This is a genomic window from Myxococcus hansupus (assembly GCF_000280925.3).
Classification (GTDB): Bacteria; Myxococcota; Myxococcia; order Myxococcales; family Myxococcaceae; genus Myxococcus; species Myxococcus hansupus.
Genome location: NZ_CP012109.1, coordinates 7,306,672 through 7,331,817, shown reverse-complemented (window position 1 = coordinate 7,331,817; position 25,146 = coordinate 7,306,672). Strand labels below are relative to the sequence as shown.

The following is a 25,146-nucleotide window of genomic DNA, read 5'->3' as shown; positions in this document are numbered from 1 at the left end:
CGCCCGCCCGTAGGGCAGGCGGGCGGGCGACTACACTCCAGGGCATGAATCAGCCCCTACGCCATGTCGCTCTGCTGCTCCCGCTGTTGGGGGCGCTCGCGTGTGGCGCCTCCGCTCCGTCGATACGCGACTGGGACACCGCTGCGTGGGCCCCAGGTGTCGTTGGCTGTGAAGCCTCGCCCGCCGAGGGGCGCTGCGTCGTCCTCGCATGTGATGAAGGGGCGTGTGGCCTCTTCCTGTGTGGCGACGTTGAAGGCAACGCGGCCGTGCCGGCGCCCACGGTGGAGAAGGTTGTGGGCCGGCCAGCGTTCCGGGGGCCCGGTGCGTACCGAAACTGGTGGCAGCGCCGCACGGGGATTCGAGCAGATGCACAGCCCCTGGCCGTGGCGTCAGTGGCGCGTCGTCATTCGGTGTACGTCCCGGCGGTGCCTCGGCCGCGGGGGAAACTCATCAAGCACCACCTGTTTCCTCAGGAGCCGCGGCTCGCGGCCTGGTTCAGGGCGGCGGGCATCGACATCCACCAGTTCACGATGGTCGTTCCGGAACACGTTCATTGGCGCATTCACAGTGGCAAGGGCATGGGGCCGGGAGGCGCATGGAACAACGCATGGCGGCGGTTCGTGGTCGCCAATCCCCGGCCCCCTTCGAAGGACGTCATCATGCGGCACGCCATCGAACTCGCGTTTCGCTTCGAGCTTTCGGGGCCCGTGGTGCCCTACAACGTGCCCATCACGCCAGGGATGGGCGGTTCTCGGATAGAAGCGCTGTGAGCGCGGCGCCTGTTCGAAGGGGAGGAGACGCGTGAAGTTCTTCCGACTCGAAGCGGATACGACGTCGCGCTACACCGGTGACCTGAGTCGCGCCGCGCACCGGTGGGGGTTGCCGGGGGTGGAGCCCTGCCCGGCATGCGGTGTCGGAGGCGGTTGGGCCGGCATCCAGTATCCCTGTGTCGACCTCTCCGGACTGACCCAGGTCGAACTGCAGCCGTTCTCCGACCCCTGGCCCGTTGCCTTCGATGCCTTCGTCCAGTTGCGCGAGCGCATCAGGCCGCTGGTACCCCAGGGCGCCGTGTTGGAGCCGGGCGCTCGGCTGGGGCCGCTCACGGGCGCGGCGTCCGGTGCGTTCGGGCCGCTCTCATTGCAGGACTGGACGCCCATCGCGCGAGCCGATGCCCTGGCCGCGATGCAGGAGGCTGGGCTCCGAGGACTCATTGGCGGACCTGTCGATGCGACGTTCCGGGCCCGGACGCCTCCCCGGTTGTGCGAGCTCCAATTGGAGCTTCACGGACGGCTCCATGAGGCCTGCTTCCCACAACCGCGCCGCCGTCCTTGCGCGACGTGCGGAAGCGAGGACAGTCAGCCCCTGCCAGAGGCGTACTGGCTCGCCCGCGACTCGCTGCCCGCGCACCTGGACCTCTTCCGGTTGAGGGATTTTCCCACGCTCGTCATCGTGACCGAGCGCATGGTGGAGGTGGCTAGCCGCCTGATGCTCGACGGCGCCACCTTCCTCCCCTTGGAGGCCCGCTGAATCGGCGGGCCCCATCCCTCACTGCTGGAAGTCGTAGACGCTGCCCAGGTTGAGGATGCGCGTCAGCTCATCCAGCGCCGTCATCGTCTCGCGCGCGAGCTGCGGGTCCTGCAAATCCTTGGGGCGCAGCACCTCGCGGTAGTGCCGCCGCACCCAGCCCGCCAGGGAGTCATGCAGCGCGGGCGTGTAGAAGACGTCCGCCTTGATGGCGCCGCGCTCCTCGTCCGTCAGCCACACGCGCTGGCGCAGGCACGCGGGGCCGCCGCCGTTGTTCATGGACTGGCGCACGTCCAGGTAGTGCACGGCCTTCACCGGCGTTTCCTCGGCCACCACGCGCTCCAGGAACCGCCGCGCCGCGGGCGTCTCCTTGCTCTCCACGGGCGCGACAATCGCCATGGTGCCGTCCGGCAGCGTCAGCACCTGCGAGTTGAACGGGTACGCCTTCACCGCGTCCTTCACCGGCAGCTCCGCCTGGGTGGCCACCACCGCGCGGAAGTCCTGTCCCAGCTTCTCGCGCAGCACCGCGAGCAGCCCCGGGTGGTCCACGAAGGCCAGCTCGTGCAGCATCAGGAACCGCTCGTTGCCCACCGCGAGCACGTCCGTATGGAACGCCCCCGCGTCGATGCCCTCCGGGTGCTGCTGCGGAAAGAGCACCGACTTCGCGTCCAACTGGTGCAGCCGCGCCAGCGCCTGACTCGCCTCCAGCGTCTGCCGGGCCGGGAAGCGGCTGGGGCCCTGCACGTCCTGCCACGCGCTGCGGCCCCAGGCCAGCAGGTGCAGGCCCGCGTGTCCAGGCGTGGCGAGCCGCGTGTGGTTCGCCGCGCCCTCGTCCGCGAAGTGGCTGCTGCCCGGCAGCGGCGCGTGCACCGCGAAGTGCTTCTCGCTCGCGAAGATGGCGCGCAGCACCGAGTGCGTCGTCTCCGCCTCGATGGCCCGGTGGTACATCTGCGACAGGTTGGCCGGCGTCAGATGCACGCGCCCGTCCGCCGTGTCCGCGCTGGGCGCGACCGTGGCCGCGTTCGCCGTCCACATGGAGGAGGCGCTGGACGTCAGCCGCAGCAGGTGCTCCGCCTCGCGCGAGGCCCGGGTGATGACCTCCTCGTCCGAGCCCGTGAAGCCCAGGGCCCTCAGGGCCCGCAAGGACGGGCGGGGCTGGGGCGGCAGCACGGCCTGTCCCACCCCCAGTCCGGAGACGAAGCGCATCTTCTCCAGTCCCTGGAGGGCCGCGTCCCGGGGGTGGCTCGGCTCACCCACATGGTTCTGCGACGCCAGGTTGCCGGGCGAGAGGCCGCCGTAATTGTGGGTGGGCCCAACGAGCCCGTCGAAGTTGTATTCGCGCATGGGATATTGAACGCCTCGTGGAGCGTCCACCCTTAGCAAAGCGTCTCAAGCGTTTCCTCCGCTACGTGCTCATCCGGGGCGTGCTGTTGCTCCTTCAACCTCTGCCGTTGGGGGTGGCCCGGAGCCTGGGTGCGCGGTTGGGCGCGCTGGCCTACCACCTCGCCGGTGGGGAGCGGCGCAAGGCCCTCAAATCGCTATCCGTGGCCTTCCCGGAAAAGTCGGACGCGGAGCGGGAAGCCGTGGCCCGCGAGGCCTTCCGGCACCTGGCGGCGGCCGCCCTGGAGGTGGCCTGTACGGGCGCCCTGGACGAAGCCCTGGAGCGCCTGGTCGCCTGGTCGGACGCCGACCGGCAGGTGCTGGAGACGGCCCTGGCCCGGGGGAAGGGCGTCGTCTTCGTGTCCGGGCACGTGGGGAACTGGGAGCTGCTCGCCCGTCGGGTGGCGCGCGCGGGGTACCCCAGCCAGAGCATCGCCAAGGAGACCACCGACCCTCGGCTGACGGAGCTGGTGGGCCAGTTCCGGGCCCGGGGCGGGGTGCGCAGCATCTGGCGCGGCCAGGAGGGGGCGGCCCGGGCCATGCTGCGCGCGCTGCGCAGCGGCGAAATCCTGGGCATCCTCATCGACCAGGACACGAAGGTGCAGTCGCTCTTCGTGCCCTTCTTCGGCCAGCTCGCCGCCACGCCCCGGGCCGCCGCGGACCTGGCCATTCGCACGGGGGCCTCGGTGGTGACGGGCTTCTGCCACCGGGACGGGGACGGCTACCGCCTGACGATGGAGGAGGTGCCGGTGCCCCAGGACGCGGACCGCGAGGCGGCCGCCCTAACCCTCACCGCGGCCCTGTCCACCCGAATCGAGGACGCCATCCGGCGGGCCCCGGAACAGTGGGTGTGGATGCACCAGCGCTGGAAGACGCGTCCACCGGTGGGCGCGGACGTGCCACTTCCGGAGGCGGCGCCCGCCTCGGCTGGGTGATAAGGAAGCCCCGTGTCACGCCTGCTCGCCGCCAGCCTCGTCGTCCTGGTGTTCGCCCCCGGTTGCAAGCCCGGGGCAGGCGCGGGTGCGTCCGAGGCCCAGCCCCCTCCCGAGGTGGTGCTGCACGGCGCCCGCCTGGAGTCCTTCGAGGGCGAGCGGCTGACGCGGTCCGGCACCGCGGAGCAGATTTCCTACCAGCGCACCACCGGCGACGTGTGGGCCACCAACGCCACCCTGAAGATTCCGCCGGGCCAGTCCGGCGCGGGGGCGCCTCCGGGGACGGAGGGCGGCGTGGAGGTGAGCGCTCCGAATATGGAGGGCAGCCTCGCGTCCAAGCAGGTGGTGGCCTCGGGCGGTGTCATCATCCGCACCGGAAAGGGCATGGAGGCCCGCACTCCCCGGTTGACGTACGACGCCACCACGGAGCGGGCGCATGGAAACGAGGGCGTGACGGTGAAGGGACCTGACTACCGGCTGCGGGCGGACCGCTTCGAGCTGTACTTCCCGGACGAGACGTTCAACTTCGCGGGCTCGGTGGAGACCGTGGTGGGAGCGCCCCAGTGATTGAGTTCCTCGTAACGGCCTTCTTCGTCGCGCAGCCCGCGCCCGTGCTCGCCGCCACGCCCGCGCAGGGCACGCCGCCCGCCGCGGTGGCCCCGGCTCCGGCGGCGGGCACCCGCGCCCCCAACCCCCTGGGTGGCGCCAAGGACCTGAAGGAGCCCGTTCAAATCAACGGCGACAACGTCACCTTCCAGAAGTCCCAGGCCACGCTGACGGGCAACGTGAAGGTGAAGCACCGCACGCTGGACTTGAAGTGCGACCGGATGACGGCCAACTACACGCCGCAGCGCGAGGTGACGCGGGTGGTGTGCACCGGCGGCGTGGAGGCCGTGGACGGGGACCGCCTGGCCCGCGGTGAGCGCGCCGAGTACGACGTGCCCAGCGGCGTGCTGGTGGTGACGGGCTCGCCCGAGGCGCGCCAGGGCACCACGCACATGCGCGGCACGAAGGTCCGGCTGACGCTGGGCAATGAACGGCTGGAAGTGGAGAACGCCGTCATCGTCTTCGAGTCGATGCCCGCCAACCCCGCGCCCGCCAAGCGCAAGGGGCGCCCGGCCCCGGCCCGCCCGGCGGCCCCCTCCGCCCAGGGAGGCACGCAGCCATGAGCGCGAAGCTGTACGCGGAGGGCCTGGAGAAGACCTTTCGCCGCCGCAAGGTGGTGGGCGGCGTGTCCTTCAGCGTGGCGCCCGGCGAAGTGGTGGGCCTGCTGGGCCCCAACGGCGCGGGCAAGACGACCAGCTTCAACATGGTCGTGGGACTGGTGTCTCCGGACGCGGGACGCGTGCGCATTGGGGACGAGGACCTCACGCACCTGCCCATGCACCGCCGCGCCCGCAGGGGTGTGGGCTATCTGCCACAGGAAGCCTCCGTCTTCCGCAAGCTCACCGTGCGCGACAACTTCCTGGCCGTGCTGGAGCGCCAGAAGGATCTGGACTCGAAGGCCCGCGGGCAGCGCGCCGACACCCTCCTGGAGGAGTTCGGCCTCACGCACGTGTCCGAGTCCCTGGGGGAGACGCTCTCCGGTGGCGAGCGCCGGCGCGCCGAGATTGCCCGGAGCCTCATCCCCCAGCCCCGCTTCATCCTCTTCGACGAGCCCTTCGCCGGCGTGGACCCCATCAACGTGGGCGACCTCCAGCGGCAGATCTTCCTCCTGCGCGAGCGCGGCCTGGGCGTCCTCATCACCGACCACAACGTGCAGGACACCCTGGGCATCTGTGATCGCGCGTACATCATCGCACAGGGGCAGATTCTCGAAGAGGGCACCCCGGCGGAGATCGCCGCGTCTCCCAAGGCGCGAGCCGTCTACCTGGGGGAACGGTTCCGCCTCCAACAAGCGCTGTAAGGACGGCTGGCCACCTGTCAGAGGCGTGCTTAGAATGGGTTGGCCCCGCTTTTGCGCCGACTTGTCAACGCGCATGTGACACCCTGAGTGGTTCCAAGCTCTCGAATTCCTTGTGGAATTCTGAGCATGCAAGCAAGGGACCCTCGTTTCGGGGCTAGACGAAGTCAGGGCTCCTTGTTACGTTGGCACGGTCTTTGATTGTGGCCCTCTGGCTGAGGGACCAAGTCAACCCTGGAGACCCCGTCTCATGGCGATGGAACTGAAACAAAGCCTGAAGCTTGCCCAGCAGCTGGTGATGACGCCGCAGCTGCAGCAGGCCATCAAGCTCCTCCAACTGTCCCGCATGGAGCTGCTCGAGCAGGTCCGCGAGGAGATGGAGCAGAACCCACTGCTGGAGCAGCCCGACGAGCAGGCCCCGGGAGACGTGGGGGACAAGGAACCCGGTGAAGCCTCCCTGGAGGCTGACAACGTGGAAATGCCGCGGGACATGGACCTGCCCGCGGCCACCAGCGACACCGCCACGGAGTTCAAGGCGGACGGGGAGGGCCCCCCGGAAATCGACTGGGAGCAGTACCTCAACAGCTACCAGTTCAACGAGCCGACCACCGCCTCCAACAAGGGGAACGTGGCCACGGACGACCTGCCGTCGTTCGAGGCCAACCTCGTCAAGAAGGAGGACCTGGTCGACCACATCCAGGAGCAGCTCGGCACGCTGCGCCTGAACGACGCCGAGCGCCGCATCGCCATGCTCATCCTGGGCAACCTGGATGACGACGGCTACCTCAAGCTGCCGGAAGTGGACGGAGATCCGCTCATCCGCCTGGCCAACGAGGCGGACGTGCCCATGCACGTCGCGGAGCGCACGCTGCGCCGCATCCAGATGTTGGACCCGCGCGGCTGCGGCGCCCGTGACTTGCAGGAGTGCCTGCTCATCCAGCTCCAGGGGATGAAGGAGCCGCACGCGCCGCTGCTGGGCCTCATCATCAAGCGGCACATGAAGTACCTGGAGAGCAAGAACCTGCCCGCCATCGCCAAGGACCTGAAGGTCACCTTGGAAGAGGTGGTGGAGGCGGTGCGGCTGCTCCCGAAGCTGGACCCGAAGCCGGGCCGCAACTTCAGCGGGGACGACGCGCAGTACATCACCCCCGACGTGTTCGTCTACAAGATGGGGGACGAGTACACGGTGGTGCTCAACGATGACGGCCTGTCCAAGCTGCGCATCTCCGGCACCTACCGGAACGCGTTGAAGACGGGCGCGGTGGGCCCCGGCCAGACGAAGGACTTCATCCAGGACAAGCTGCGCAGCGCGATGTGGCTCATCCGCTCCATCCACCAGCGGCAGCGGACCATCTACAAGGTCACCGAGAGCATCGTGAAGTTCCAGCGGGACTTCCTGGACAAGGGCATCGCCCACCTCAAGCCGCTCATCCTCCGGGACGTGGCCGAGGACATCGGCATGCACGAGTCCACGGTGAGCCGCGTCACCACCAGCAAGTACGTGCACACCCCGCAGGGCATCTTCGAGCTGAAGTACTTCTTCAACTCGTCCATCGCCCGCGTGTCCGGTGAGGACACCGCGAGCGAGGCGGTGAAGCACCACATCAAGCAGTTGGTGTCGCAGGAAGACGCCCGCAACCCGTACTCGGACCAGAAAATCGTGGAGCTGCTGCGCTCGCAGGGCACCGAGATTGCCCGCCGCACGGTGGCCAAGTACCGCGAGGTGCTGGGCATCCTCCCCAGCAGCAAGCGCAAGCGGTACTACTGAGTCCAGGGCCTCCGGCGCGCCGCTTGTCCGCGGCGTGCCGGGGTGGGCAGAGTGGGGCGGCCATGAGCGCCAGCCCTCCGCCCGATTCCGGCATGCCTCGCCGTGAGTGCGTGCCCCTCGTCGTCCCGCCCGTCACGCTCGAAGGGCGGCACGTCCGCTTGGAGCCGCTGCGCCCGGAGCACGCGCCGGCCCTGGCCGCGTTGTGCGAACCCGACATCTTCACGTGGTTCTCGCGCGCGCTGCGGACGGAGGCGGACGTCGCGGACTTCATCGACAGCGCGTGTCAGGCGGCCGAGCGAGGGAGCGAGCGCCCCTTCGTCATCCTGGAGCAGCGGACCGGCGCGCCGGTGGGCTCCACGCGTTTTCTCGACATCCAACGCGACCACCGCACGCTGGAGATTGGCTACACGTGGCTGGGGCGGCGGGTGTGGCGCACGCCGGTGAACACGGAGTGCAAGTACCTGCTGCTGCGCCACGCCTTCGAGGCATTGGGCGTCATGCGGGTGCAGCTCAAGACGGACCAGCACAACGCGCGCTCTCGCGCGGCCATCGAGCGGTTGGGTGCTCGCTTCGAGGGCGTGCTGCGCAACCACATGCTGGTGCGCGGCGGCGTGGTGCGGGACAGCGCGTACTACGGCGTCATCGACACGGAGTGGCCGGAAGTGAAGGTTCGCCTGGAAGGGCTGCTCGCCGCGGCCGGGGCGGGGGTATAGGGTGCGCGGCGCATGAACCCCTTTCTTTGTCGCAATCTTCTTCGCATCCCGGCGGGGGCCGTCGTCGCGGTGGGCCTGCTGTCGGGCTGTGGCGGCAGCCTGACCTCGGAAGTCGTCGACCTGTCGACGATGGCGGACCGCACCCTCACGCTCGCCCAGTCGGATGTGGATGTCTTCGAGGGATTGGACGAGCTGGGCTCCCACCGCGTCACCGTGACGTTCTCCTCGGCGGCGGGGGGGCGTTGCACCGAGCTGCGCGAGGGCGTCACCGCCACCTTCAACGGCCAGCCCATGACGCTGGAGCGCGGCGGCGTGGATGGCACCGCGGGCCGCGACGTGTGCGTGCCCACGCGGGCCTACTACGACTTCGACCCCAACATCTGGGAGCGGCAGCCCACGGAGGACGCGCGCGTCGTCCTCCAGGACGGCACGCACACCGTCACCCTGGTGATGAAGGACGGGAAGGCCAAGCGCTTCTTCTCCTTCCAGGGCCCCGGCGCCGAGGACCGCCTCATGCGCGGCCAGCCGTACGACTTCCGCTGGATGCCCGAGGGCGAAATTCCGGGCCCCATCACCGCCACCCTGCTGCGCGAGGGCGGGCTCGCCACGGCGACCGTCCCCACCACACAGCAGGAGGGCACCGTCAGCTTCAACCTGCTGCAGACCACGCCGGTCGCCGTCCACCTGCTCACGCTGAGCGGCACCGCGCCGGGCACGGTGCTGGAGTGCACGGGAGTCGCTGGCTGCTCGGCGTCGGTGTTCCACTCCGAGGAGCGCGTCGTCAACGTGCAGTGACGGGCGGGCGGCTGCTCGCGGGAGCTGACGCGGCGCGTGACGTGACGGAATCGTCACCGGCATGGCCCCAAAAACGGGGCCGTGCCAGTGACGTGGGGTGCAGGCGGGATGTCGTCCCTCGGACGGGTGGTGTGTCCGGGAACAGGCAACCTGGCGGGGTGGGTTGCTTTCCGGGGCTGGGAAAGTTTCAGATCCGTCACGGAGCTCACCTCTCACCCTAGGAGGCAGCCACGCATGCAGTTCAACATCACCTTCCGTCAGTTCGGGGCGTCGGATTCCCTCAAGGAGTACGCACGCGAGAAGGTCGAAAGGGTGAACCGGCTGTTGGATCGCGCCGGCGAGGCCCATGTGGTCCTGTCGTTGGAGCGTCACCTGCATCACGCGGACATCACCATCCACTCCGGCGCATGGGTGCTCCGGGGCCGCGACAAGAGCGATGACATGTACGCGTCCATCGACCTGGCGATGGACAAGATCGAACGCCAGCTTCGCCGCTACCGTGACAAGCTGAAGACGCACCATGGCCGTGAGCGCGTCCACCACCGGCAGGACCTGGTGGAGCAGCTCCGGGTCCGCCACGCCGTGTTCGAGGTCCCGGACGTCGAGGAGCTGACGTCCCTGGCCGAGGCCTCCGCGAGCAGCGAGGCGGCACCGAAGCCCACGGTGGTGTCGGCGCCTCCCCCCGCGGCCCAACCCCGCGCGTCGCGCGAGGTGCGGGCCACCCACCTCACCGTCAAGCCGCTTTCCGTGGACGATGCGGTGATGCAGATGAACCTGATGGACAACGACTTCTACGTCTTCCACAACGTGGAGTCGGAGTCGCTGTGCATCGTCTACCGGCGCAAGGATGGCCAGTACGGCCTCATCGAGCCGCACGCCCCGGCGGTCGCCGCCACGGGCACCTGAGTTTGACGTCGTGCGCCGTCACCGGGCTTGCCGGGTGACGGCGCGTGACGCCGCCAAGGCCGCCGCGAGCGCGCTCACCCGGTGAGCCCCGCCGGCCGATGGGCGATGAAACGCGCCGGCGTCATCCGGGCCATCTGTGTGCCGAGGGTGTGACCGCCGCTTTCACGGGGATGCCCTGGTATCACCCGCGGGTGCGGGCGCCGCCCCCCGCTGGCACCACGTGTCGACAACGACGCGATGTCGATGTCTGTCGACAGGAGCGGACGCTTCATGGGAAGTCCCTGGCTGCGCGGGGTGGGGGTCGTCGCCACCCTCAGTGGAGCACGCGGGCAGATGAAGCCCTATCACCCTGGAGGACGGGCTTCCCTTCCGCGTCATGATGCGCAGTAGGCGCGGTGCATGCGCATGATGACAGGCCACCCTTGCACTAATGAGGGGTGAGGAGTAATTGCCGCCAACCAGGAGCGCCAGCGCGGGAGCGTCAGTGAGAATCGCCGAGTTCCTCAGCCCCCAAGCCGTCATCGCCGACATGCAGTCGCGGACGAAGCCTGAAGTGTTGCGCGAGCTGAGCGCCACGTTGGTGCGCGCCCACCCGCAGCTATCCTCGGACCGGTTGGTGGAGGTGCTCCGCGAGCGCGAGAAGCTGGGCAGCACCGGCATCGGCGAGGGCGTGGCCATTCCCCACGGCAAGCTGCCGGGCATGGCCCAGCTCCAGGCCGCCTTCGGCGTGTCCCGCGCCGGCGTGGACTTCGAGGCCATTGACGGCAAGAGCACCCACCTGTTCTTCGCGCTGGTGGCGCCGGAGAACAGCGCGGGGGTTCACCTCAAGGCCCTGGCCCGCATCTCGCGGTTGTTCAAGAATCCTCGCTTCCGGGCCGCCATCCTCGAGGCACCCACGGCCGCGGACATCCACGCGCTCATCGTCCAGGAAGACGCGCGGCCTTGAGCCGGGCGGCGTTCCGGGGGGAACATCCGCACCATGGACGTCGTCCTGAGGCCCATCAGCGACCGTTTCTTTCATGAGCACCTGCTGCCCTTCTTCCGGAGGGCCATGGGGGACGCCCCCGGCGCGCTGGAGTCGCTCCAGGAGCAGTTGGGGATGGCCAGGCGCGCATGCTCTGTGAGCGGATGCTCGCCACGGCGATTCCGGGCGGGGTGCGCTCCCTGGACGCGGACCCCTGGGCGGACCTGGTGGACAGGCTCGTCTTCCTCCCCTGGGCGGAGGGCCCCTCCGGCTGGGAGGTGGGCGACGCCGAGATGGGCTACGCGGACGGCTGGGATGAAGCCCTGCACCTGGCGCTGATGGTGGAGGAGGCGAACTACCCCTACTGGGACGCGCGCGCCGCGCGGGAGGTGCGGGACCAGTTCCGCTTCCGGCCCCGCGAGGACGTGGGCCTGGCCTCGCTGCTGGCGGGGCAGTGGGAGCCCTTCCCCGAGTTTCCTCCGGACCAGGTCTTCGTCACGCAGGGCCGGGGCGAGTACTCCCCCGGCGAGCGCTACGCCTTCGCGGACTGGGCGTGGCGCCCGGCGCGCAAGGTGGCCCACTGGCAGGTGAACCTGCCGCGCAAGCTGGAGCGGCTCCTGACGCGCGAGCAGGAGCGGATGCGCCTGCCGTCGCTGCCGGAGAAGGACGAGGTGCTCGCGTACTGGCTGGGCAAGCAGGCGCAGCCGCCGCCGCTCACGGTGGCCTTCTCCGGACTGGGGCCGCGCGCGGCCAACTGGATTCGCGAGCTGGGCGCGCTCACCGCGCACCTGCGGGGCGCGGCGCTGGCGAAGCAGGGGCTGGCGGCGCTGGTGACGAAGAGCTCCGGGGTTCGCATCTAGCCCTTGCTGGGCGTAGCCGGGCCCGGGCTCTCCAGCAGCAGGGTGACGGGCCCGTCGTTGACGAGCGCCACCTTCATGTCCGCGGCGAAGATGCCGGTGCCCACGCTCAGCCCGCGCTGGCGCAGCAGCTCGCAGGTGCGCTCATAGAGGGCCTTGGCGGCCACGGGCTCCAGGGCGTCGATGAAGCTGGGCCTGCGGCCCTTGCGCGTGTCGCCGTAGAGGGTGAACTGGCTGACGACGATGAGCTGCCGGGACGTGTCCTCCAGGGACAGGTTCATCTTCCCCTCGGCGTCCTCGAAGATGCGCATCGTGGCCAGCTTCTCCACCATCCACGGCACATCCGCCTCCGTGTCACCCTTGCCCACGCCCAGCAGCACGAGCAGCCCCGGGCCGATTTCGCTCACGCGCTGGCCCTCCACCGTCACCGACGCCTCCAGCACGCGCTGCACCACCGCTCTCATCGAAGTCACCTCGTGGACAGGCGTGTTTCACTGGGGTCCCGCGTCAGTCACGCCGTTACAGTTGGAATGTCAGGTTTCTGCCTGCTGGTAGAGCGAGCGCCCAGACGTGGACTCACGCTGTCTCTCACCCTTGCTCGTCTTTTGCCCCGTTCCGCATAATGGCACCTGACTTCCCCGGAGAGAGTGTGCAGGTCCATCGAGCCAGCTCCATCTTGGCCGCGTCGGCCATTATTTTCCTGTCGCTTTCTCACGCCGCGCGCGCCGCGCCCGCTCCCGATGCGAAACGGGCGGACCGCGAGGCGCTGAAAACGGCCTTGTTGGAGGTCCTCCAGCGCGCGCCGTTGAAGGCGAGCCGCATGGGCGTGCTCATGCAGAGCCTCGACGACGGCACCGTGGTGTTCAGCCACAACGCCGACGAGCTGCTCAACCCGGCCTCCAACGTGAAGCTGGTGACGTCCGCCGCCGCGCTGGCGTCCCTGGGGCCCGAGTTCCGTTACGACACCGAGTTCCTGGTGGAGCCGGAGCTGGGCGCGGACGGCAAGGTGAAGACGCTCTACGTGCGCGGCAAGGGCGACCCGTCCATGACGACCGAGCGCCTGTGGGGCATCGTCGCGGAGCTGTGGCACGCGGGCGTGCGCGAGGTGGGCGAAATCGTGGTGGATGACTCCTGGTTCGACGCCGAGCGCACGCCGCCCGGTTATGACCAGGAGGACACGGACCGCGCGTACATGGCGCCCACCGGCGCGGTGAGCCTCAACTGGAACGCGGTGGCCATCTACCTGCGGCCCGGCAACGCGCCGGGCGCCAAGGGGTCGGTGGAGGTGGAGCCGCCCAGCGACTACTTCGTGCTGGAGAACCAGCTCACCACCGGTCCGCGCCGCGCCCGCCGCGTGTTCGTCAAGTCGGACGCCGTGGGCCTGCAGCAGAAGATTGTCGTGCGCGGCCAGCTCCCGAACGAGCGCGGCGGCGCGGTCAGCGTCTGGAAGAAGATCGACAACCCGCCCATGTACTTCGGGCAGTCGCTCAAGCAGATGCTGACGACGCGCGGCGTGAAAATGAAGGGCAAGGTGAAGCTGGGCAAGACGTCCACCAAGGCCCGCATGCTGCACGTGGCCCAGTCGGACACCTTCGACGTGCTGCTCAAGCGCCTCAACAAGCTCTCCAGCAACTTCGTGGCCGAGCAGCTCTTGAAGACCATGGGCGCGGAGCTGCGCGGCGCCCCGGGCTCCTTCACCAAGGGCGTGGAGGTGGTGGAGCAGTTCCTGGAGCGCGACGTGGGCATCCCCCGCGGCACCTACGTGATGAAGAACGGCAGCGGCCTCAACGACGCCAACCGCTTCTCCGCCACGCAGCTCAACGGCCTGCTGCGGCACATGGTCCAGCGCTTCCCCTTCGCGCCGGAGTACCTGTCCTCCGTGCCCATCGCCGGCAAGGACGGCACGCTCAAGTACCGCTTCGAGGGCAGCGACGCCGTGGGCCGGCTGCGCGCGAAGACGGGCACCCTGGAGAGCGTCTCCGCGCTGAGCGGCTACGTGACGAGCGCGGGCGGAGAGCGCTTCACCTTCTCCATCATGGCCAACGACTTCGCGGGCCGCGCGGGCCCCATCGTCGCGGGCCTGGACGCGTTGGGCGCGGCGGTGGCCGCCACGGGCTCCAGCCTGGGGCCGTCCACGGCGGTGGCCGCGCTGGCGGACAGCAGCCGTCCGGCGGGGGGCCTCAACGACGTGGCCGCCCGTATCAAGACGTACCTGGAGCTGGGGGCCCAGCGCGACCAGCGCAACATCGGCTTCCTGCGCACGGCGTGGCGCAGCGAGCGCGACCCGGCCGTGCGCGCGGTGCTGGCGGAGGGGCTGTACCAGTCCAACCCGCACGACTACCTGGGCGCGCGCACGCTGCTGGACAGCTACTCGGCCACCACGGAGGTGTACGGCCGGCTGCGCGAGGTGGCGCGGCTGCTGTCGGTGGAGGTGCCGGGCGTCAGCAGCATGGTGGAGCTGGCCGCGGGCGGTAACGCGGAGGCGCTCGCGCGTGTGCTGGAGCTGGCGGGCGCGGCGGGCACGGATGCCCAGTCCCAGGGCGAGATGGCGGAGGCCCTGGGCGAGGTGGCCCGCACCGCGCCGGAGGAGCTGGTGGTGGCGCTGCGCGCCGCCAGCGCCGGGGACCGGGACGCGTGCACCACGCTGTTGGCGCGCGCGCTGGTGCAGGCGGGCCAGGCGGACCACCCGTTCTGGAAGTCCCTGCGCCGCACCCTGGGCGCGTCGGACGCGCGGCTGGCGTCGTTCGCCAAGGGCCTGGACTCCACGCTGTCGCAGAAGGTGGCGGAGGCCAAGGCTCCGGCCCGGACGCCCGCGGGCCTCAACGCGGTGGAGGTGGTGGCGCCCGCGGGCAAGGCGCCCGAGTCTCCCACCGCCGACACCCGCCCGGGCGGGTAGTCCGCCTCCGCCGCGTCTCTCACGCGCCCCACCGGACGGGCCTCCCCGTCCGGATGGCAGGCAGGCGTACGGCCCCCAGGAACAAATCCGGTTTCTGGCTGGGTGTCAGTCCCCGCTGCTATAGGTGGGCATCAAACCCGGCGGGTGCTGCCCGCCGGGTCGTAACCGGTCCGTGGTGGACCGGTTCTCGTGAGAAAGGAACGCAGTCATGGCTGGAGGCGTGAACAAGGTCATCCTCATCGGCAACCTGGGGGCGGACCCGGAGGTCCGGTTCACTCCCGGTGGGCAAGCGGTGGCGAACTTCCGCATCGCCACCAGCGAGAGCTGGGTCGACAAGAATGGCCAGAAGCAGGAGCGGACCGAGTGGCACCGCATCGTCGTCTGGGGAAAGCTCGCGGAGCTCTGCGGCGAGTACCTGAAGAAGGGACGGCAGTGCTACGTCGAGGGCCGCCTGCAGACGCGCGAGTGGACGGACAAGGAGAACCGGAAGAACTACACCACCGAGGTGGTGGCCAACGCCGTGACGTTCCTGGGCGGTGGCGGGCGTGACGCCGGAGACGGCATGGGCGGCGGTGGAGGCGGTGGCGGTGGACGCCGGCAGTTCTCCCAGCAGCGCGGCGGCGACAACAACGACTACGGCCAGCCGCCTCCGGACGACATGGGCGGTGGAGGCCACAACGGCGGCCCTGGCGACGACGACATCCCGTTCTAGTCCCGGCCCCGGCTGACGCCTTCGGTGCCCTGAAATGAAACCGGCCGCTCCCCGGAAGACTCGGGGGCGGCCGGTGGGCTTTTCAGCACCTGGAGGCCCCGGCGCGCGTGGCGCCGGGGCGGGGCATCACGGAGGGGTGGCGCCCACGGGGCTGAAGGCGGCGCCCGCGGTGTAGAGCGCGTAGATGACCGCCCAGCTCATCGCCGTGAGGACGAGGAACGTGATGATGACCACGGGCTCGAACTTGCGCATGGAGCGCTCGCTGGAGAGCAGACCCCAGCCCATGGCGAAGCCCTGGATGCCGTTGGCCAGGTGGAACGAGGTGCCCAGCGTGCCCAGCAGGTAAACGACCAGGGTGGGGAGGTGGTAGCGCATCTCCCGGGCGATGTCGTCGAACGCCTCCGGGTGGCCCAGCACCAGCCGCGGGTAGAGGAAGGCCAGCCAGATGTGGGCGCCCAGGAAGGCCAGCACGCCCACCGCGCTGAGGCGCTGGAGGATGTACTTGAGGTTGCCGTAGTTGTTGTAGCGGACGTTGTTCGGCTTGAAGCTGAACAGGCGGACGATGCCCCAGCCGGTGTGCATGAGCAGCGGCAGCAGGACGATGACGAACGTGAAGACCTGGGAGAACGGGTTGGCGTAGGTCGTCACCGACTTCTGCCAGGCGTCCGCGCCGTTGAAGGCGGAGAGGTTGTCCCACAGGTGGTTGACGACCCAGACGGACAGGGGCACCACCGCGAGGAACGAGCCCAGACGGGACTTGAGGAGCGGTGTTTTCGTTTCTACGGCGGCAGCGGCTTGGGTGCTCATCGAATCTCCAGCGGCGGCGCGCGGGCGTCTTGCCGCGTCCACGTCGAGGGCAGGTGACAGTCGGACGGCGGTTTATAGCCGTTCCAGCGCCGGGGCTGGATTTCTTCCGCACCCCCGCATGCCAGCACACCCACACGGAGGCATAAGGCTGACCTTATGCGTCACCCCAGGCCCCACTGCTGGCCGGCGGGCGGGCGGCGGGGCTCCCGCCTTCTGACGTTGGCGGGCAATGCGGGCTCGGGCACGCTAGTCGCAACCGATATGTCCGACGAGCTTGTCAGTGGATTGTTGAAGAAGACGGACCTGCGCGTGGTGTTGGCCTCCACCACGGAGCTGTCGCGTCAGGCGCGTGCCACCCACCACACCGCGCCCGCCGCCGCCGTGCTCCTGTCGCAGGCCCTCACCGCCGCCGCCCTGATGGGGGCCCTTCAGAAGAACGACTCGCGCATCAACATCCAACTGGAATGTGATGGGCCGTTGCGCGGGCTCTTCGTGGACGGGGACACCTCCGGGCTCGTCCGCGGGTACGTGAAGAACACGCTCGTGGAGTACGCCGGCGGCGACGGCCAGTACCATTGGCGTCCGGTGCTGGGGAACAAGGGCTTCCTGTCCGTGCTGCGCGACCTGGGCGGGGGCGAGTACTACCGCTCCTCGGTCGACCTGGAGGCCTTCGACCTGGCCGGCGACCTGGAGCGTTACTTCCGCCAGTCGGACCAGCTCCCGTCGCACGTGATGCTGGCGCAGCTTCCGGAGGGTGGAGACGCGGAGCCCCTGGGCCATGTCGCCGGCCTGCTCGTCCAGCCGCTGCCGAGCGCGGACATGGCCGCCTTCGCGGAGTTGGGGGAGCGGCTTCGCCGGGACTTCGCGCCGGCGCTGCAGGCGCATGGGGCGGAAGGCGGCGCGGCCGTGCTGCGCGCGCTGCTGCCCGAAGAGGACTTCGAGGTGATGTCTCGCTACCCGCTGCGCTTTGGTTGTTCGTGCAGCAAGGACCGGGTGCTGCGCGCGCTGCTGGCCATGGGCCGTGAGGAATTGACGGACCTGTTGGAGAAGGAAGGACAGGCGGAGGCGACGTGCCAGTTTTGCACGACGCGGTATGTCATTCCTGGAGATGAAATCCGCGGCATGTTGGAACGCGGCGCCATTTGACTTGGCACGGGCGCGACGGTACTTGCCGCGCGCCATGAGCTACTTCACGCAGTTGCTGGAGGGCGGCTACGAAGCCGTCCACCTGTTGAGCGATTCCAAGACGGGGCTGCGTGCCATTGTCGGCATGCACAACACGCGGCTGGGGCCTGGGCTGGGCGGCACCCGCGCGCTGTCGACCTATACGAGCGAGGAGGAAGCGGTCGCGGACGCGCTGCGTCTGGCGCGCGGAATGACATACAAGGCCGCGCTGGCCGGGCTGCCCCATGGAGGCGGCAAGGCGGTCATCATGCTGCCTCGCGGCGACTTCGACCGTGCAAGGCTTTTCGAGTCCTTTGGCCGCGCGGTGGAGTCGCTGGGTGGGCGCTACATCACCACCGAGGACAGCGGTACCAGCCCGGACGACATGGAGCACGTGCGCCAGCACACGAAGTATGTCGTTGGCCTCAAGGAGCGCAGCGGGGACCCGTCGCCGGTGACGGCGTATGGCGTGGCGCGCGCCATGGAGGCCACGGCGAAGCACGTCTTCGGCAGCCCGGACCTGAAGGGCCTGCGCGTCACGGTGCTGGGCGTGGGCCACGTGGGCATGTACCTGGTGAAGGAGCTGCACGAGCGCGGCGCCCAGGTGTGGGTGAGCGACATCAACCCCGCCAGCGTGCAGCACGCCGTGACGCACTACGGCGCCACCGCGGTGGAGGCCGATGCGTTGCATCGCATGGAGGCGGACATCTTCGCCCCGTGTGCGCTGGGAGGCGCCATCAACGACGCCACCTTGCCGCTGCTCAACGTCAAGGCGGTGTGCGGCGCGGCCAACAACCAGCTCCTCACCTCGCGCCACGGCGAGCACCTGGCGCGGCGGGGCATCCTGTACGTGCCCGACTACGCGGCCAACGCGGGCGGCCTCATCAACGTGGCCCAGGAGTGGGCGGGGTATGACCGGGACAAGGCGTACTCCCGGGCCTCGCACATCTTCGACACCATCGACACGGTGCTGACCCGGGCGAAGGAGTCAGGGCTGCGCCCCGAGCAGGTGGCGGACCGGATGGTCGAGGAGCGGCTGAGCGCCTGAGCGCCGCACTGCGCCGTGCGTGTGTTGCCGCGCGACAGTGTCACTCCATGAGGTGTGGCCGGATGTGGCCACCGTGCGGCCCTTTGAGTATGACGGGGCCGCACACACCCCAGCCGGAGTTCACCGCCGTGGCGACCAAGCGGGCAGCGCCCGGGCCCAAGGCCCCGAGCAAACCCACCGAGAAGGCCTCTTCGAAGAAGTCTCCTGTTCCGTCGTCGCGGGGGCAGGCGGAGAAGCTCGTCTCCATCCCAAAGGACCTCGTGCTGGCGCCCCAGGTGGAAGCGCCGCGCCAGCCCACGGGGAAGGACCAGTCACGGGGCCGCTCCGCGTCCTCGGGGGTGAAGGAGCTGACCTGGAAGGAGTTCGACCGCGCCGTGCAGCAGCTCGCCGGTTCCATCCAGGAGACCTTCGAGCCCCAGGTGGTGGTGGGCGTGGCCCATGGAGGCGTCTTCGTGGGTGGGGCGCTGGCCGGGGCGCTCGGCTGCCCGTTCTTCCCCGTGCGCATCAGCCGCCGGAGCCGGGACCGGAGCAGCGGGGCGCCGAAGTCGTCGAAGGCGCCCCAGGTCTCCGAGGAGATGCCCGCCGAGCTGAAGGGCCGCCGCGTGTTGATTGTGGACGACGTGGCCTCCAGCGGCGACACGCTGGAGCTGGCCAGCGCGCTGGCCCGTGAGGCGGGCGCGAAGAAGGTGGCCACCGCGTGCCTGGTGACGAAGCCGGGCGGCTTCTCGCCGGACTACTCCGCGCTCTCCACCGCGTCGCTCATGGTCTTCCCGTGGGATTACGAGCCGTCCACGGGCGACGTGCGCTTCGACGAGGACCCGGACAAGGCCGGCGCATGAGCCCTGGCGTGGTGACGCCATGATTATCGGGACGGCGGGCCACATCGACCATGGCAAGACGTCCCTGGTGAAGGTGCTCACCGGCATCGACACCGACCGGCTGAAGGAAGAGAAGCGCCGTGGCATCACCCTGGAGCTGGGCTTCGCCCACCTGACGCTGGATGACGGCGCGGTGGCGGGCGTGGTGGATGTGCCCGGTCACGAGCGCTTCGTGAAGGCCATGGCCGCCGGCGCTGGCGGCGTGGACCTGGCCGTCTTGGTGGTGGCCGCGGACGAGGGCGTGATGCCCCAGACGCGCGAGCACCTGGACATCTGCCGGCTGCTGGGCGTGAAGGCGGGGGTCATCGCGCTCACCAAGTCGGACACGCTGGCGGAGCTCGGCCCGGAGTGGCGCGCACTGGTGGAGGCGGACCTGGCCTCGCTCACGGTGGGGACCTTCCTGGAGCAGGCGCCCGTGGTGGCGTGCTCGTCGAGGTCCGGCGAGGGCCTGGACGCGCTGCGCGCCGCGCTCTCCCGCGCCGCGGCGGCCCTGCCCGAGCGCCCGTTGGAAGGCCCCTCTTTCCTCCCGGTGGACCGCGTCTTCTCCATGAAGGGCTTTGGCACCGTGGTGACGGGCACGCTGCTGTCCGGCGCGCTGGCGGTGGAGGACGCGGTGTCACTGCTGCCGGGCCTGCCCGGTCCCTTGCGCGTGCGCGGCGTGCAGCGTCACGGCGAGGCGGTGGGCCGTGTGACGGCGGGGCAGCGCGCGGCGGTGAACCTGGTGGGCGTGGAGCCGGAGGCGCTGCACCGGGGCATGGTGCTGGTGCGCGCGGGCGAGCTCCCCGAGACGGCGATGCTGGACGTGGCGTTGACGCTGCTGCCCGCGGCGCCCGCGCCGCTGCCGCGCCGCACGAAGCTGCTGTTGCACCTGGGCACCGCGCAGGTGGAGGCCACGGTGGCGCTGCTGGACGTGGAGCGCCTGGAGCCCGGCGAGACGACGCTGGCGCAGCTCCGGCTGGCCTCGCCGGTGGGCGCGCTCGTGGGGCAGCGCTTCATCCTGCGGGGCGCCCGGGCACTGCCGGGGCGCGGCGCCACGGTGGCGGGGGGGCACGTCCTCTCCATCGCGTCCACCCGGCGGCGCAAGGGCAGCGCGGCGCTGGTGGCGCCCCTGCTGGAGGCGGACCCTGGGGCGCAGGTGGCGTGGCTGCTGCGTCAGGCGGGCTACCGGGGGCTGACGCAGCCGGAGCTGTTCGGCCGCTCGGCGCTGGGGCCTCGGGTGCTGACGCGCACGCTGGAGTTGCTGGGCGCGCGGGGCGGCGCGCTGCTCGTCGACCGGGAGCGGCGGCTGTATCTCTCCGGTGAAGTCTTCGAGGGCTTGCAGGGCCGGGCCCTGTCGCTGCTGGCCACGTTCCATGAGCGCGAGCCCCTGCGTGACAGCCTGTCGCGCGAGGAGCTGCGGCAGCGGTTGTCCGCGCCCCTGGATGCGCGGGTGTTTCAGCGCGTGTTGCAGGCCCTGGTGGAAGGAGGCCGGGTGGAGCTGGAGCGAGAGGGGGTGCGCCTCAAGGGGCGCGGCCGCACGCTGACCCTGGGAGAGAGTGCCGCCCGGACGCGGCTGGCGGTGGAGCTCTCCGCGGCGGGGCTCGCGCCTCCCACGCTCTCCGAACTGGAGCAGAAACTCCAGCTTCCGGAGGCCCGGCTGAAGGAGTTGCTGGGCGTCCTGGTGGCGGAGGGCGTGGTGGTGCGCGTGACGGAGGGGCTCTGGTTCGAGGCCCGGGCCTTGACGGCCTTGCGCGAGCGTCTGGTTGCCCACCTGCGTGAGAAGAAGGAGATTACCACCCAGGACTTCAAGGAGATGGTCGGGCAAAGCCGCAAGTTCGTCATCCCCCTGTCCGAGTACTTCGACCGGGAGAAGGTGACGCTCCGGGTGGGAGAGAAGCGGGTGCTGCGTCGCGGATGAGTACCAAGCGCTACAGCGAGGCGGACCTTCGGACCGTCATCGAGCCTTTCCGCAACCCCGTGGTGGTGTTGGCGGACGGGCGCGTGCTCGCCGCCAACGACGCGTACGTCGCCATGGTGGGCCTGGCGCGGGAGCACGTCGAAGGCCGCTCCGCCATGGACTTCGTCCAGCCGGAGGACCGCAGCCGGCTCATCGAGCGCTACCGGCGGGTGGAGGCTGGCGCCCCGCTCGACGCCAGCGCGCAGTTGTTCCAGGTGCCGTGTGCCAACGGCGTCACGCGGGAGGTGGCCGTCCTCACGTCCCGGCTCGAGCTGGAGGGCGGCGGCTCCGCGTTGCTGCTCAACTGCATCCCCACGGAGGGGCGGCCTCCGGAGATGTCGGTGGCCGAGCGGCTGGTGGAGACCTCCGCGGGGCTGGTCTCCGCGCACTCCGAGGACGCGGTGCGCCGCGTCGCGCTGAAGGGGTTGGAGGCCGCGGGCTTCCGGGCCCGCCTGCTGCGCTGGGAAGGGGAGGGGCTGGTGGCCCGCGACGGGGCGCAGCTCCCCGAGGACGCTCAACTGGGCCTGGAGTCGCTCGCGGACGGGCGGCCCGTGTTCGGTGGCGCGGAGCACTCCGCTCCCAGCCACGTCTACCTGCCCGTGGGCGGCCCTCAAACCGAGGTGCTGTGGGTGGCGGGCCACTGGGTGGCGCCGCACCATGGCTCGGTGCTGATGCTCTTCGCCAAGGTGGTGAGCGCCGCGCTGACGGACGCGCGGGTGCAGGCGGACAGCGCGCGCGGCCGCTGGGAGATGGAGTCGGTGGCGCAGGTGGCGCGCTTCGTCGCGCAGCCTTCGCCGCCCTCGCAGGAGGACTTCCTGGCGCGCGTCGCGTCCCTGCTGCAGGCCAGCGCCGCGGCCCTGCACGTGTCGCTGCCTCCAGAGGGCGCGCTGGCGCTGTCGTCCCATGTGGGGCTGGAGGCGTCGGCGGACGCCGCGCGGCTCACGGCCGTGCTGGTGGGCCGCGCGGAGGGCGCGTTGTCCTCGCCCGCGCAGGAGGCGTCCCTGGCGGAGCTGTCCGGCGGCAGGCTCGGGACGGGCGCGGTGGTGTGTCTGACGCGCGGCGGAGAGGTGTGCGGCGCGCTCCAGGTGCTGCGCGCGCCGGGCCACGCCTTCGACGCGCGGGACCTGCAACTGCTGGGCACGTTGTCGGAGCTGCTGGTCTCGCTGTTGGAGCAGCGCCGCCTGCGCACGGAGTCCGCGCGGCAGCTCTCGGAGACGCGCCTGCTCCTGGACCTCGCGCGCACCACGTCGGGGGTGCTGGAGACGTCGAGCATCCTGGACGTGGCGGCGGACTTCCTCGTCCGGCTGTTGGACGTGTCCAACTGCTACATCCTCCTCTACGACGAGAGCGCCCGGGTGCTGCGCGGCGCCGCGGCGTCCATTGCCCACCGGGACTTCTTCCGCACCGTGGTCCTGCCGCTGCACGGAGATGGGCTGACGGCGCGCGTGGCCCGGGACCGCAGGCCCATCGCCGTGGAAGACGTGTCCACGGCGGAGGGAGGCTTCAATTCGGAGCTCGCGCACCGCTTCGACGAGAAGGCGATTCTCGCGCTGCCGCTGACCTCGCGCGAGGAGCTCATCGGCGTGGTGGTGGTGGACGACACGCGCGGGCCGCGGGCCTTCGGGCCGGAGCTGATTGAGCTGGCGGAGGCCACGTGTGGCCAGCTCGCGCTGTCCATCGCCAATGCGCGCCTGTACGAGTCGCTGTGGGCCAGCTACGCGGAGCTGGCGGCCACGCGCGCGGAGATGGTGAAGCGGGAGCGGCTGGCCGCGCTGGGCGAGCTGTCCGCGATTGTCGCCCACGAGGTGCGCAACCCGCTGGGCGTCATCTTCAACGCGGTGGCGTCGCTGCGCCGGCTGCTGGTCCCCGGCGGGGACGCGGCCATGCTGCTGGACATCCTGGGTGAGGAGAGCGACCGGCTCAACCGCATCGTCGGGGACCTGCTGGACTACACGCGCCCCAGGGACCCCGTGCTCCAGCAGGAGGACTTGGGGCGCGTGCTCCAGGACTCGCTGGAGGCGGCGCGCATGCAGGGCGGCGGGGCGGACCGCTCCATCCTCATCCAGTCCGACGTGGAGCCCGGGTTGCCGCCGGTGCCCATGGACCGCCGCCTCATCCGGCAGGCGCTGGTCAACGTGGCCGTCAACGCCATCCAGTCCATGCCGCAGGGCGGGCTGGTGCAGGTGCGCGCGCGCCGCGAGGCCCATGCGGGGCGCGAGCAGCTTCGCATCGACGTGGTGGACCAGGGCCCGGGCATCCCTGCCGAGCTGCTCCACCGCGTCTTTGAACCCTTCTTCACCACCAAGGCCCAGGGCACCGGCCTGGGCCTGGCCGTCGTCAGGCGCATCCTCGAGGAGCACCGGGGCGAAATCGCCGTGGACAGCATCCCGGGTCGCGGTACCACCTTCACCTTCAGGCTGCCTCTGTCGCAGCCTCCGTCCTTCCCATGACCGAAGCGCACACTCCGCCGAGCCGAGGCCGTCTCCTCGTCGTGGATGACCAGCGCAACATGCGCGCCACCACCGCCCTGCTGCTCCGGGCGGAGGGCTACACCGTCTTCGAGGCCGCCACCGGTGAGGAGGCCCTGGCCCAGCTCGGGAGCGGCAGCATCGACCTGCTGCTGACGGACCTGAAGATGGAGCCCATGGACGGGCTCACGCTGCTGCGTCGCGCGCTGGAGGTGGCGCCCCGGCTCCAGGTCATCATGATGACGGCCTTCGGCTCCATCGAGAGCGCCGTGGAGGCCATGCGGCTGGGGGCCTACGACTATGTCACCAAGCCCTTCAAGGAGAGCGAGCTGCGCTACCGCGTGGAGCGCGCCCTGGAGCGCGCGCGCCTGCAGCGCGACGTGGACAACCTCACCACGGACTTCAACCAGCGCCACGGCCTCTCCGCGCTGGTGGGCCGCAGCGCCGCGATGCGGGAGCTCACCACGCGGCTCTTTCGCGTGGCGCAGAGCGACGCCACCGTCCTCATTCACGGCGAGAGCGGCACGGGCAAGGAGCTGGTGGCCCGCGCGCTCCATGCCCACAGCCGCCGCAAGGCGCGCTCCTTCGTGCCCGTCAACTGCGCCGCCATCAGCGAGTCCCTGCTGGAGAGCGAGCTCTTCGGCCACGCCAAGGGCGCCTTCACCGGCGCGGTGAAGTCCCGCCGCGGCCTCTTCGAGGAGGCGGATGGCGGCACGCTCTTCATCGACGAGGTGACGGAGACGAGCCCCACCTTCCAGTCGAAGCTGCTGCGCGCGCTCCAGGAGGGCGAGGTCCGCCGCGTGGGCGAGTCCACCGCGCTGCGCGTGGACGTGCGCATCGTCGCCGCCACCAACCGCGACATCGAGCTGGAGGTGCGCGACAAGCGCTTCCGCCAGGACCTCTACTACCGCCTCAACGTGGTGGCCCTGCGCGTGCCGCCGCTGCGGGAGCGCCTGGAGGACGTGCCCGCGCTGGCCGAGCACTTCCTGGAGCGCGCCAACGCGCGCAGCCCCAACCCCAAGAGCTTGTCCTCGGCCGCGGTGTCGCACCTGATGAGCTACGGCTTCCCGGGCAACGTGCGCGAGCTGGAGAACCTGGTGGAGCAGGCCGCCGCGCTCGCGGAAGCCCACGAGCTGCTCCCCGAGGACTTCCCCCTGCGCCAGGGCCGCATGACGCCGGCCCATGGCACCCCCAGCGTCGCGTTCCTGGACGGGCAGGGTGGGGGGCTGGGGCGCTCGGCCCAGTCCGGGCCCACGCTGGCCCAGGTGGTGGAAGAGGCGGAGCGTCACGCCATCACCCAGGCCCTGGAGCGCCACGGCGTGGACCTGGCGCGCGTCGCGGACGAACTCGGCGTTTCCTCCACCACCCTCTGGCGGAAGATGAAACGGCTCAACCTGCGGCCACCCAGTGAGCTGGCTCGGGAGTAGCCCTGAAGTAGGAGAGAGGCTCACCTATGTAACTTTCCCGCGGCCATGGATTCAGATCCGAAATGGCC

At 70.3% G+C, this 25,146-nt stretch carries 22 protein-coding genes and 1 pseudogene; 20 read left to right on the top strand and 3 right to left on the bottom strand.

Annotated features, from left to right (window positions below):
• Positions 1-44 precede the first annotated feature (44 nt).
• Both sitA6 and sitI6 read left to right on the top strand, forming a co-directional pair.
• A complete protein-coding gene (gene sitA6 / locus A176_RS28670) occupies positions 45-770 on the top strand; it encodes a SitA6 family polymorphic toxin lipoprotein (RefSeq protein WP_044889308.1) in 726 nt (241 codons plus the stop codon).
• Positions 771-801: 31 nt separating this feature from the next.
• On the top strand, positions 802-1,527 hold the full coding sequence (gene sitI6, locus A176_RS28665) for a SitI6 family double-CXXCG motif immunity protein (RefSeq protein ID WP_002638416.1): 726 nt from the start codon (positions 802-804) through the stop codon (positions 1,525-1,527).
• Between the two features lie 18 nt (positions 1,528-1,545).
• Here the strand turns inward: sitI6 and astB are convergent, their stop codons facing one another.
• Positions 1,546-2,868, bottom strand: a complete 1,323-nt coding sequence (gene astB, locus A176_RS28660; RefSeq protein ID WP_044889309.1) for an N-succinylarginine dihydrolase — start codon at positions 2,866-2,868, stop codon at positions 1,546-1,548.
• Positions 2,869-2,885: 17 nt separating this feature from the next.
• Between astB and A176_RS28655 the strand changes: the two genes are divergently transcribed.
• The 10 genes and pseudogenes from A176_RS28655 (at position 2,886) to A176_RS28610 (ending at position 11,745) form a co-directional block, all read left to right on the top strand.
• The gene (locus A176_RS28655; RefSeq protein ID WP_044889310.1) at positions 2,886-3,839 is read left to right on the top strand and encodes a lysophospholipid acyltransferase family protein; all 954 of its coding nucleotides are present in this window, start codon (positions 2,886-2,888) and stop codon (positions 3,837-3,839) included.
• Between the two features lie 12 nt (positions 3,840-3,851).
• On the top strand, positions 3,852-4,403 hold the full coding sequence (lptC, locus tag A176_RS28650) for an LPS export ABC transporter periplasmic protein LptC (protein ID WP_002638419.1): 552 nt from the start codon (positions 3,852-3,854) through the stop codon (positions 4,401-4,403).
• Positions 4,400-5,005, top strand: coding sequence for an LptA/OstA family protein (locus A176_RS28645; RefSeq protein ID WP_002638420.1), 606 nt, complete (start codon positions 4,400-4,402; stop codon positions 5,003-5,005). Before lptC ends, A176_RS28645 begins: the two co-directional genes overlap by 4 nt.
• Positions 5,002-5,742: an LPS export ABC transporter ATP-binding protein gene (lptB, locus tag A176_RS28640; protein WP_002638421.1), complete on the top strand. Its 741-nt coding sequence runs from the start codon at positions 5,002-5,004 to the stop codon at positions 5,740-5,742. The genes A176_RS28645 and lptB overlap by 4 nt, the downstream gene beginning before the upstream one ends.
• 247 nt (positions 5,743-5,989) lie before the next feature.
• Positions 5,990-7,507 (top strand): RNA polymerase factor sigma-54, encoded by a 1,518-nt coding sequence (rpoN, locus tag A176_RS28635; RefSeq protein ID WP_002638422.1) that lies wholly within the window; start codon positions 5,990-5,992, stop codon positions 7,505-7,507.
• Positions 7,508-7,569: 62 nt separating this feature from the next.
• The gene (locus A176_RS28630; RefSeq protein ID WP_002638423.1) at positions 7,570-8,220 is read left to right on the top strand and encodes a GNAT family N-acetyltransferase; all 651 of its coding nucleotides are present in this window, start codon (positions 7,570-7,572) and stop codon (positions 8,218-8,220) included.
• 12 nt (positions 8,221-8,232) lie between these two features.
• Positions 8,233-9,015, top strand: coding sequence for a hypothetical protein (locus A176_RS28625; RefSeq protein ID WP_002638424.1), 783 nt, complete (start codon positions 8,233-8,235; stop codon positions 9,013-9,015).
• Between the two features lie 234 nt (positions 9,016-9,249).
• The gene (hpf, locus tag A176_RS28620) at positions 9,250-9,921 is read left to right on the top strand and encodes a ribosome hibernation-promoting factor, HPF/YfiA family (RefSeq protein WP_002638426.1); all 672 of its coding nucleotides are present in this window, start codon (positions 9,250-9,252) and stop codon (positions 9,919-9,921) included.
• 484 nt (positions 9,922-10,405) lie between these two features.
• Positions 10,406-10,867 carry a PTS sugar transporter subunit IIA gene (locus A176_RS28615; protein WP_002638427.1) on the top strand — a complete coding sequence of 154 codons (462 nt, stop codon included), beginning with the start codon at positions 10,406-10,408 and terminating at the stop codon, positions 10,865-10,867.
• A 33-nt stretch (positions 10,868-10,900) separates the two neighbouring features.
• Positions 10,901-11,745: pseudogene (locus A176_RS28610) on the top strand (hypothetical protein).
• Here the strand turns inward: A176_RS28610 and dtd are convergent.
• A complete protein-coding gene (dtd, locus tag A176_RS28605; RefSeq protein WP_044889311.1) occupies positions 11,742-12,206 on the bottom strand; it encodes a D-aminoacyl-tRNA deacylase in 465 nt (154 codons plus the stop codon). The pseudogene A176_RS28610 and the gene dtd sit on opposite strands and share 4 nt — an antisense overlap.
• Positions 12,207-12,391: 185 nt before the next feature.
• Between dtd and dacB the strand changes: the two genes are divergently transcribed.
• On the top strand, positions 12,392-14,638 hold the full coding sequence (gene dacB / locus A176_RS28600) for a D-alanyl-D-alanine carboxypeptidase/D-alanyl-D-alanine endopeptidase (RefSeq protein WP_044889312.1): 2,247 nt from the start codon (positions 12,392-12,394) through the stop codon (positions 14,636-14,638).
• A 208-nt stretch (positions 14,639-14,846) separates the two neighbouring features.
• Positions 14,847-15,350 carry a single-stranded DNA-binding protein gene (locus A176_RS28595; RefSeq protein ID WP_002638432.1) on the top strand — a complete coding sequence of 168 codons (504 nt, stop codon included), beginning with the start codon at positions 14,847-14,849 and terminating at the stop codon, positions 15,348-15,350.
• Positions 15,351-15,476: 126 nt separating this feature from the next.
• On the opposite strand, the gene A176_RS28590 is transcribed toward A176_RS28595, so the two are convergent.
• Positions 15,477-16,157, bottom strand: coding sequence for a succinate dehydrogenase/fumarate reductase transmembrane subunit (locus tag A176_RS28590; protein ID WP_002638433.1), 681 nt, complete (start codon positions 16,155-16,157; stop codon positions 15,477-15,479).
• A gap of 261 nt (positions 16,158-16,418) precedes the next feature.
• Here A176_RS28590 and hslO point away from each other — a divergent pair, with 261 nt between their 5' ends.
• From hslO to A176_RS28560, 6 genes are all read left to right on the top strand, one after another.
• A complete protein-coding gene (gene hslO / locus A176_RS28585) occupies positions 16,419-17,303 on the top strand; it encodes an Hsp33 family molecular chaperone HslO (protein WP_002638434.1) in 885 nt (294 codons plus the stop codon).
• Between the two features lie 34 nt (positions 17,304-17,337).
• On the top strand, positions 17,338-18,369 hold the full coding sequence (locus A176_RS28580) for a Leu/Phe/Val dehydrogenase (RefSeq protein WP_002638435.1): 1,032 nt from the start codon (positions 17,338-17,340) through the stop codon (positions 18,367-18,369).
• A gap of 62 nt (positions 18,370-18,431) precedes the next feature.
• Positions 18,432-19,208: a phosphoribosyltransferase gene (locus tag A176_RS28575; protein ID WP_082282849.1), complete on the top strand. Its 777-nt coding sequence runs from the start codon at positions 18,432-18,434 to the stop codon at positions 19,206-19,208.
• A 19-nt stretch (positions 19,209-19,227) separates the two neighbouring features.
• Positions 19,228-21,144 (top strand): selenocysteine-specific translation elongation factor, encoded by a 1,917-nt coding sequence (selB, locus tag A176_RS28570; RefSeq protein WP_002638437.1) that lies wholly within the window; start codon positions 19,228-19,230, stop codon positions 21,142-21,144.
• A complete protein-coding gene (locus A176_RS28565) occupies positions 21,141-23,633 on the top strand; it encodes an ATP-binding protein (protein ID WP_002638438.1) in 2,493 nt (830 codons plus the stop codon). The genes selB and A176_RS28565 overlap by 4 nt, the downstream gene beginning before the upstream one ends.
• On the top strand, positions 23,630-25,078 hold the full coding sequence (locus A176_RS28560; protein ID WP_044889313.1) for a sigma-54-dependent transcriptional regulator: 1,449 nt from the start codon (positions 23,630-23,632) through the stop codon (positions 25,076-25,078). The genes A176_RS28565 and A176_RS28560 overlap by 4 nt, the downstream gene beginning before the upstream one ends.
• Positions 25,079-25,146: the final 68 nt, after the last annotated feature.